This window comes from Streptomyces sp. NPDC102274 (assembly GCF_044766385.1).
Lineage (GTDB): Bacteria > Actinomycetota > Actinomycetes > Streptomycetales > Streptomycetaceae > Streptomyces.
Genome location: NZ_JBIWLW010000137.1, coordinates 1 through 1,807 on the forward strand (window position 1 = coordinate 1; position 1,807 = coordinate 1,807).

The window sequence follows — 1,807 nt, forward strand, 5'->3', positions numbered from 1 at the left end:
CGCGTCAACGTCCTGTGGGCCCTCATCCGTGACGGACAGTGCTTTCAACCTGGACTCCAGGTCACAGCAGTTGCTTGACAACGGCATTAGGAGGTCCTACCTGGTGGGTTGGTGCGGTAGGTGTGCGCGCCGGCTGAGTCCCGGGCGGGGCGTACTGCGTGTCACGGGGTGGGGTTGGCCAGCGCCAGCAGGTAGGCGGCGTGGCAGTGGTCCGGCTCGCCGGGCTCCGGGAGCGGGCAGGTGCAGGCGAGGTCCTTGCCGCGCAGCAGGTGGAGTTCCGCGAGCACGCGGCGCCGGTCGAAGACTTGGCTGCCGATGCGGTAGGTCTGCTCGTACCAGCCGCCTGCGGTGCCGACGACGATCACGGCGTTGTCGGGAAGCCGCCATCCCTTGACGCGGCGGCGTTGGATGCGGGTGGGCTGGTCGGTCATCACAGACTCCAGGAGGTAAGTCGTTAGGTTGGCTAACGATCGGCGTAGGTGGGGCACAGCAGTTGGCCCGGCGGGCGGTTGGCCGGATCAGGCGGCGGGATGTGCGGGGCGGTCGGAGTGGCTGCCGGTGGCGTGGTCGCAGCCGAGGTGGGTGTCGTATCCGCGGTTGGCCCAGTCGGCCGCTATGGGGGTTTTGCAGACGACGCAGAGGGACTTGTGGGGTGTCTGTGTTCAGTGTTCCCTGACCGTTCCCCCTCTTCGAGGGGGGAACAGTCGGAACGGGGGGCGTTCCGGACGTTTCCGCGACCGTTCCGGGAAACGTCTGACCTGGGGTTTCTTCTGTTCCGGGGGTGTTCCGGGAACGCGTTCCGGGAAACGTCTCCGGGAGGGGGTCGCGGAACGCTTCTCCGGAAACGTCGAAATCGGGCTTTTCGGTCCGGGCTTTGCGGGTAGCGACAGCCTTAGCGATCTTGTCGTTTCCGGCGGAAATCTGAAGTTCGGTGAGCTTCCCGCGGACCACACGGTTACCCGCGTCGTTGGGCAGGCCGGCCCGGTCGAGGGCGGCGACGAGGTGCTCGACGGTGCCCGGGACGGCGGCCATGCCGGTGTCGGCTTCGTAGGCCATGAGGACATGTCGGGTGCCGCCGTGAGCCCAGTTGTCGCCGTCGCGCCGGGCCTGGCGCAGGAGGCTGAAGCTGTCGGGCCCGATGCCTGTACGGGTGTGGGTCCGCTTGAGGGTAAGGGCGCCGCCGCCCTGCGCAGCGAGTTCCCATACGTGGTCGACGTCCTGTGTCTTCGCCGAGGAGCCCCGGCCGCCGCGGTCTTTGTCTTTGCCGAAGTGGTCGAGGCGGACGGAGGCGATGCGGTCGCGTTTGAGGGGCAGCAGGGTGTGGCGGTAGAGGTTGAGCCAGGTGTCGGCGTCGTTCTCCGGGCCGGAGATGAAGCGGCTGACGGTGTCGATGACGACGAGTTCGGCGTTGGTGGCTTTGACGAGGGCCATCAGGTCGGCGCCGCCGCCTGCGGTGTCGAGGGGCCGGACGGGCGGGAATGAAGCGTAGGCGAGTTCGCCCATGTTGAGAGGGCCAGCGCCGAAGGACAGGAAGCGTTCCTGGACCTGTTCCTGGCCGTTCTCTGCGTCGAGGTACAGGATCCGTACGGGCGCCTGGGGTGCGTCACCGAGGAAGCTCTGTCCGGTGGCCATGCGCCACATCCACTCCTGTGTGAACAGGCTCTTGCCGGCCTTGCCGTCGCCGACGAGGGTGATCTGCTGGCCGGGGCCCATGAGCTTGACTCTGTCGGGGATCTTGGAGTTTCGCGGTGCGGCAGCATGATCAGCGGGCATGCTCGGGGCTGTTACGAGTACCGATGAAGTCGTC

1 protein-coding gene and 1 pseudogene are annotated in these 1,807 nt (G+C 67.2%); both read right to left on the bottom strand.

Annotated features, from left to right (window positions below):
• Positions 1-161: 161 nt before the first annotated feature.
• Positions 162-431 carry a DUF4326 domain-containing protein gene (locus ACIRQP_RS42395; protein ID WP_403900823.1) on the bottom strand — a complete coding sequence of 90 codons (270 nt, stop codon included), beginning with the start codon at positions 429-431 and terminating at the stop codon, positions 162-164.
• 883 nt (positions 432-1,314) lie between these two features.
• Positions 1,315-1,773 (bottom strand): annotated as a pseudogene (locus ACIRQP_RS42400) (AAA family ATPase); the annotation flags it as partial.
• Positions 1,774-1,807: the final 34 nt, after the last annotated feature.

Bases quoted from the DNA above. Each gene is read 5' to 3' on its own strand.
- ACIRQP_RS42395 (WP_403900823.1), bottom strand. From the start codon at position 431: ATGACCGACCAGCCCACCCGCATCCAACGCCGCCGCGTCAAGGGATGG.